Origin of the sequence: Paraclostridium sp. MRS3W1, from assembly GCF_032465715.1 — a bacterium.
Classification (GTDB): domain Bacteria; phylum Bacillota; class Clostridia; order Peptostreptococcales; family Peptostreptococcaceae; genus Paraclostridium; species Paraclostridium dentum.
Genome location: NZ_JAWDJM010000061.1, coordinates 1 through 7162, shown reverse-complemented (window position 1 = coordinate 7162; position 7162 = coordinate 1). Strand labels below are relative to the sequence as shown.

Genomic DNA, 7162 nt, shown 5'->3' with positions numbered 1-7162 from the left:
GTTTTAAATGTATGATAAAATAGAGTTAGGATATAAATTTAATGAATTAGAACCATATATAGATGCTAAAACTGTAGAAATACACTATGGTAAACATCTACAAACTTATGTAAATAATTTAAATAATCTTTTAAAAGGCTATGAAGATATTTTTGATGGAAAAAGTTTAGAGGAATTGCTAAAAAATGTGTCTGACTTACCAGAAGAAATTAGACAAGGAGTTATAAACCAAGGTGGTGGGGTTTATAATCACAACTTATATTTTTCAATTCTATCTCCCAAAGCTTCTCTAGTTCCAGAAGGTAACTTACTAGAAAAAATAAACCAAACTTTTGGAAATGTTGACAATTTAAAGGATGAATTAAGTAAAAAAGCTATAGCACAATTTGGATCAGGTTATGCGTCTTTACTTATGGATAGAAATAAAAATTTATTTATAAAATCTACATCAAACCAAGACACAAACCTTCAAGATGGTTTAGTCCCTATACTTACAATTGATGTTTGGGAGCATGCTTATTATCTAAAATATCAAAATCTTAGAGCTGACTATGTAAATAACATATGGAATATAATAGATTGGAAAAAAGTTTCAAATCTTTACAATTCATAATATAAAAAGAGGATATCTTAATAGTAAATATTAAGATATCCTCTTCTTTTTAATCAATTTTTTCAATGTAATGACAGTTAACATCAATGTGATTTAAAAATAAAAGCAATCTTTCATATAGAGGGTGTGATTCTTCTCCATATTTTTCTTCTAATTTTATTCCTAATTCTTTTACATTTTTTACATCATCAATTTGTAAAAATATAAAACTGCCATATTCATCTAATTCCATCTTTTTATACATAGGAATTTTAAATTTTAACTTTCTAAAAAAGTTTTGAACCTTATGATCTTGTTTTTCAAGTATAGTAACTATACCATCAGAACTTACTTCATATTCAATATTCTCACTTTTTTTAAAAACTAAATTTAAAACTTCTTCATTATTTTTCATTATTTTTTACCTTAGATGTTATTATTGGCCATGCAGTAAGTCCTACTAATACTATTAAAAGTATTATTGCCATCATATTTCCAGATGCAAATCCACTTGGTCCTGCACTCTTTATAACACCTGATACTTGTAGTATTATACCTATTAGACCTATTATAGATCCTCCTGCTACAAGTCCTGATGATAAACTTATACCATTTGAAACTTTACCTTCTTTTTCTTGTTCAGATTTAGAAGTTTTTTCAACAAATACACGGATTAAAGCTCCTATTAATATTATAGAAGTTGTTGCTATTGGTAAGTAGAATCCTATTGCAACTGTCATTATTGGTAAATCTAAGAAATATAAAACTATTGCCATAAACACTCCAACAATTATCATAACCCAAGGTAATTGCCCTGACATTATTCCTGATGTAAGTGTTGATATTAAGTTTGCTTGAGGTAATGCAAATGGAGGATTATCCCCTGTAACTACAAGTTGGTTAGAAAGTAATATTGTTGTACCAACAACAACTATTACACCTACTATACCTGCTATTGCAAAATATTTTTGCATTTCACTTTTATTACCACCTATTATGTAAGTAACTTTTTGAGATTGGTTATATCCTCCAGCTACTGATATAGACACAACTATAAATGTACCAAATAATAATAATGATTTATTATCTGCTTGTCCACTCCATCCCATTATAACGAATACTAATGTTGCTATAACTAAAGATGCTATTGTCATACCAGATACTGGTAAGTTTGATGTTCCTATTGTTCCTGTTAAACGTCCTGCAACTATAACAAATAATGCAGCTAAAACTATTGAAACTATTGCTCCAACAATTGCCATTACTACGCTTCCTGAAATTAAAAATGCCCCTATAACTGCAACTACTATTCCACCTAATAATATCATTGTTTGAAGAGTAGTACTTCCTTCTCCATCAGCTGATGAAGATTTAGCATTCATTGTTTCTTTAACAGATGCTATTATAGTTGGTATAAGTTTTATTGCTCCTATTATACCTCCGCAAAGCATCATACCAGCTCCTATGTATTTTACATAGTTACCAGCTATATCATTTACACCCATTTGATTTATAGGCATTGAAGGATCGTTCCATACTTTAGCTCCTTCTCCTGCTAAATCAGTGAAGTATCCTATTAAAGGCATTATTCCAAAGTGAGATAATAAAGATCCTGCAAACATAGTTAATGCAACTTCAAGACCTACTATAAATCCTATACCTAAAAGTAGTGGGTTAACCTCTACTTCAAATTTACACTTATAAAACTTATCACCTATAAAACTTATTACATTGTTAGCTACATTTAAGAATGATCCTGTTAATACTGTTATAATACCACTTATTCCAAATCCAATTCCCATGTATTTCATTGAGTCTCCACCTGCATCTGATGCTACAAGTGTCTCGCATATAGCCATTGATTCTGGATACATAAGCTTTCCATGTTCTTCAATTATTAAATAATTGTAAACAAGTGATGAAACTCCTATACCAAATAGAACTCCACCTACTCCTACAACAAATCCTTCTAAAAATGTCACTTGGCTACCTATTAATAAAATAGCAGGTAGTACAAATATCATACCACTAGCAACTGATTCTCCACCACTTGCCATACCTTGTACTATATTCTTTCCTAGAATACCTTTTCCTTTAGCGAAAGCTGCTATAAATGCTGACCCTATTATAGATCCAGGTATACCAGCTGCAACTGTAAGTCCTGCTTTCATACCTGAGTATGCTGTAGACGCTGCAAAAACTACGGCTAAAACAATACCAATTATAAGTACTGCCATATTTGCACCTGTTTTAGACTTGTCTGTTACATAGGGTACATAATCTTTACCTGATACGCCCCCGTAAGCCTCTTTAGGTAATTTTTTACTCATTAAATTTCACCATCCTTTTGTTTGATTAAAATCATTATACCACAATATTTTGAAATCTAACTTTTTTAGAATTTTAACTTTATTAAAACTATTCAAATTCGACATTTTTTTTAGATTTTTCTGTTTTTTGCAAAAAAATAGAGTTAACTATTTAGTTAACTCTATTACTTATTTATTGTACTTTTTCAATGTAATGACAATTTACTTCAATGTGATTTAGAAATAAAAGTAGTCGTTCATAAAGAGGATGTGATTCTTCTCCATATTTTGACTCTAAAATCTCACCTAATTCTTTAACATTTTTATTTCCATCAACTTGCAAGAATATAAAACTACCATATTCATCAAGTTCTATATTTTTATACATAGGAATTTTAAATCTTAATTTTCTAAAAACTCTTTGAATCTTATGATCTTGTTTTTCTTGTATAATCACTATGCCACTATCATTTACTTTGTACTCTATATTTTCATTTTTTTTAAAGACTAAATTTAAAACATCTTCATTATTTTTCATTATTCTTAACCTTAGATGATACAATCGGCAATGCAGTACATACTACTAATACTACTAGTAATATTATTGCCATCATGTTTCCAGCTGCAAATCCACTTGGACCTGCACTCTTTATAACACCTGTTACTTGTAATATTATACCTATTAATCCTATTATAGATCCTCCTGCTACAAGTCCTGATGATAAACTTATACCATTTGAAACTTTACCTTCTTTTTCTTGTTCAGATTTAGAAGTTTTTTCAACGAATACACGGATTAATGCTCCTACTAATATTATAGAAGTTGTTGCTATTGGTAAGTAGAATCCTATTGCAACTGTCATTATTGGTAATCCTAAGAAGTATAAAACTATTGCCATAAATACTCCAACTATTATCATAACCCAAGGTAATTGACCTGACATTATTCCTGAAGTAAGTGTTGACATTAAGTTTGCTTGAGGTAATGCAAATGGAGGATTATCTCCTGTTATTGTAAGTTGGTTTGAAAGTAATAATATTGTTCCAACAACAACTATTACACCTACTATACCAGCTATTGTAAAGTATTTTTGCATTTCACTCTTGCTTCCACCTATGATGTAAGTAACTTTTTGAGATTGGTTATATCCACCAGCTATAGCTATAGCAACTACTATAAATGTACCAAATAATAATAATGATTTATTATCTGCTTGGCCTTTCCATCCCATTATAACAAACACTAAAGTTAATATAACTAAAGATGCTATTGTCATACCAGATACTGGTAAGTTTGATGTTCCTATTGTTCCTGTTAAACGACCTGCAACTATAACGAATAATCCAGCTAATAATACTGATGCTATAGCTCCAACTATTGCCATTGTTATACTTCCAGATATAAGGAATCCTGCTACAAATGCTATTACTATTCCACCTAATAATATTATAGTTTGAAGAGCTGAACTTCCTTCTCCATCATTAGATGATTTAGCTTTCATAGTTTCTTTAACTGATGCTATTATAGTTGGTATAAGTTTTACTGCTCCTATTATACCTCCACAAAGCATCATACCTGCTCCTATGTATTTTACATAGTTACCACCTATATCATTTACTCCCATTTGACTTATAGCCATTGAAGAGTTATTCCAAACATTAGCCCCTTCTCCTGCCATTTCAGTAAAGTAAGATATTAATGGTGTTATACCAAAGTTTGCTAATATAGAACCAGCAAACATTGTTAAAGATACTTCAAGTCCTACTATAAACCCTATACCTAAAAGTAATGGGTTAACTTCAACTTCAAACTTATATTTATAGAATTTGTTTCCTATAAAGCTTATTACATTATTTGTTACATTTAAGAATGACCCTGTTAATACTGTTATAATACCACTTATTCCAAATCCAATTCCCATGTACTTCATTGAATCTCCACCTGCATCTGATGCTACAAGTGTTTCGCATATAGCCATTGATTCTGGGTACATAAGTTTTCCATGTTCTTCTATTATTAAATAGTTATAAACAAGTGATGAAACTCCTATACCAAATAGAACTCCACCTACTCCCACTGCTAAACCTTCTAGGAAGCTAACTTGGCTACCTATTAGTAATATAGCTGGTAAAACGAAAATCATACCACTAGCAACTGATTCCCCACCACTTGCCATACCTTGTACTATGTTTTTTCCTAGAATACCTTTTCCACTAGCAAATGCTGCAATAAATGCTGATCCTATTATAGACCCCGGTATACCAGCTGCAACTGTAAGTCCTGCCTTCATACCTGAATATGCTGTAGATGCTGCGAATATAGTTGCTAAAAGAATACCTATAATTAATACAGCAACGTTTGCACCTGTTTTTGATTTGTCTGTTATGTAAGGTACATAGTCTTTTCCATGTATCCCGCCATATGCTTCTTTAGACAGTTTTTTGCTCATTTATTTCACCTTCCTTTTTTTAACTAAATCGATTATATCATATTTTTACAAAATTCGCTCAATTTTTTAAATTTTTAATAGTATTTTTTGTTAAATTTTTTTAACATATCTTTAAATTGCGAAACTTCAATAAAATCAAACGAAATTTTGTTTTATAATATGATCATCTTTTACTATTAAATTTAAATTATTATTTATATAATAATTTGCACTTTAATTGCTATTTTATACATTATTTGTATAATTCTTAAATTTACATAAAAAAAACTAGTCATATGACTAGTTTTTATAAATTATAATATCATTGCTCCTATTAATCCAAATATCAATAGTGGTATATTATAATGCAAAAATGTAGGAACACAAGTATCCCAAATGTGATCATGCTGTTTATCTACATTAAGACCTGCTGTAGGTCCTAGTGTACTGTCTGATGCTGGCGATCCTGCATCTCCCAAAGCTCCAGCAACTCCTATTAATAAAATTATAGCTGGAATACTAAATCCTAAACTAAGACCTAATGGACAATAAATAGCTGCTATTATCGGTAAAGTTCCAAATGAACTTCCTATTCCCATAGTTACTAATAGTCCTACTAAAAGCATAATTAAAGCTCCTATGAACTTGCTATTTCCAACTATTCCAGACACAGATGCTACTAACGTCTCCACTTGCCCTGTTTCTCTAAGAACACTTGCATACCCTGCTGCTACAAGCATTATAAATGCTATAAGTCCCATCATTTTTATTCCGCCATCAACTAACTCATCTATTTCACTAAATTTAATAGCTTTAGTAACAAATAATACTATTATAGCGCATAACCCTCCAAGTGGTAGTGATCCAGTTAGAATTTGAACTACAAATGCAGTTATAGCTCCTAAAAGTGCACACCAGTGTTTAGTTGTCATTTTCTCGTCAATTTGATTTTCTTCTAACCCTTCTATTTTCACATCTTTATAATCTCTAGGTTTTCTATATGTTATAAATACAGCTACTAGCAAACCTAAAATCATACCAATTGCAGGTATCCACATTACGCCTGTAACCATATTAGTAGTTGTATCTATTCCATTGGCTATCATTTGATCTCTTATAATGTTTTGGAAAATCAATCCAAATCCAACTGGTATTGCAATGTACGGTGTTTTAAGACCAAATGTTAGTGCACATGCAACTGCCCTTCTATCAATTTTTAATTTATTCATAAGTGATAATAATGATGGTATTAATATTGGTATAAATGCTATATGAACTGGAATAAGATTTTGAGAAAAACATGATATGAATGCTATTAATAAGATTAGTGTAATTTTTTTGTCCTTAACTACCTGAGATATTTTTTTTGCTAGAATTGATGCTAGTCCTGTTTTGCTTACAGCTACAGCCAAAGCTCCTAGTAATATGTAACTTAAGGCAGTTTCTGCATTTCCACCCATTCCACCTACTAAAGTAGTCATAGTGTCACTTAAAGACATCCCAGAAAAAATCCCAGCAACTATGGCTGCTACAATAATTGATAAAAAAACATTAAACTTAAACAAACAAAGTACAATCATCACAGCAATAGAAATTACTACTGGATTAAAAAACTCCATATAAAAATCCCCCTTTATTAAGTTAAAATCTTTTATATATTAAAATTTTTCAGAATTTAACCTTTGAAATAATTATATGCTAATTTGTTATGTTTTTGTTAAGTTTTTATAAACAAAAAAATTTCTTAAGATTACATATATTTTAAAATTATTTTAATTATTGACAAAAAAAATTCTCTCATATGAGAGAATTTTTTTTAGACAATCTATAAT

Annotated in this window: 6 protein-coding genes; 1 reads left to right on the top strand and 5 read right to left on the bottom strand. The window is 30.1% G+C overall.

All coding sequences use genetic code 11. From position 1 onward, the window contains the following. The first annotated feature begins 7 nt into the window (after window positions 1-7). The gene (locus RWY47_RS04635) at window positions 8-613 is read left to right on the top strand and encodes a superoxide dismutase (RefSeq protein WP_021433332.1); all 606 of its coding nucleotides are present in this window, start codon (window positions 8-10) and stop codon (window positions 611-613) included. A 49-nt stretch (window positions 614-662) separates the two neighbouring features. Here RWY47_RS04635 and RWY47_RS04630 read toward each other — a convergent pair whose 3' ends face one another. The 5 genes from RWY47_RS04630 to RWY47_RS04610 all read right to left on the bottom strand — a co-directional run bounded on the left by RWY47_RS04630 (window position 663) and on the right by RWY47_RS04610 (window position 6949). Beyond that, window positions 663-1007, bottom strand: coding sequence for a PqqD family peptide modification chaperone (locus tag RWY47_RS04630; RefSeq protein ID WP_150842995.1), 345 nt, complete (start codon window positions 1005-1007; stop codon window positions 663-665). Further along, a complete protein-coding gene (locus tag RWY47_RS04625; protein WP_224170197.1) occupies window positions 997-2922 on the bottom strand; it encodes an OPT family oligopeptide transporter in 1926 nt (641 codons plus the stop codon). Before RWY47_RS04625 ends, RWY47_RS04630 begins: the two co-directional genes overlap by 11 nt. A 172-nt stretch (window positions 2923-3094) precedes the next feature. After that, window positions 3095-3439 (bottom strand): PqqD family protein, encoded by a 345-nt coding sequence (locus tag RWY47_RS04620; RefSeq protein ID WP_021431083.1) that lies wholly within the window; start codon window positions 3437-3439, stop codon window positions 3095-3097. Continuing rightward, window positions 3429-5351: an OPT family oligopeptide transporter gene (locus RWY47_RS04615; RefSeq protein ID WP_021431084.1), complete on the bottom strand. Its 1923-nt coding sequence runs from the start codon at window positions 5349-5351 to the stop codon at window positions 3429-3431. The genes RWY47_RS04620 and RWY47_RS04615 overlap by 11 nt, the downstream gene beginning before the upstream one ends. Window positions 5352-5644: 293 nt before the next feature. Next, window positions 5645-6949: a Na+/H+ antiporter family protein gene (locus tag RWY47_RS04610; protein WP_150887369.1), complete on the bottom strand. Its 1305-nt coding sequence runs from the start codon at window positions 6947-6949 to the stop codon at window positions 5645-5647. Window positions 6950-7162 lie beyond the last annotated feature (213 nt).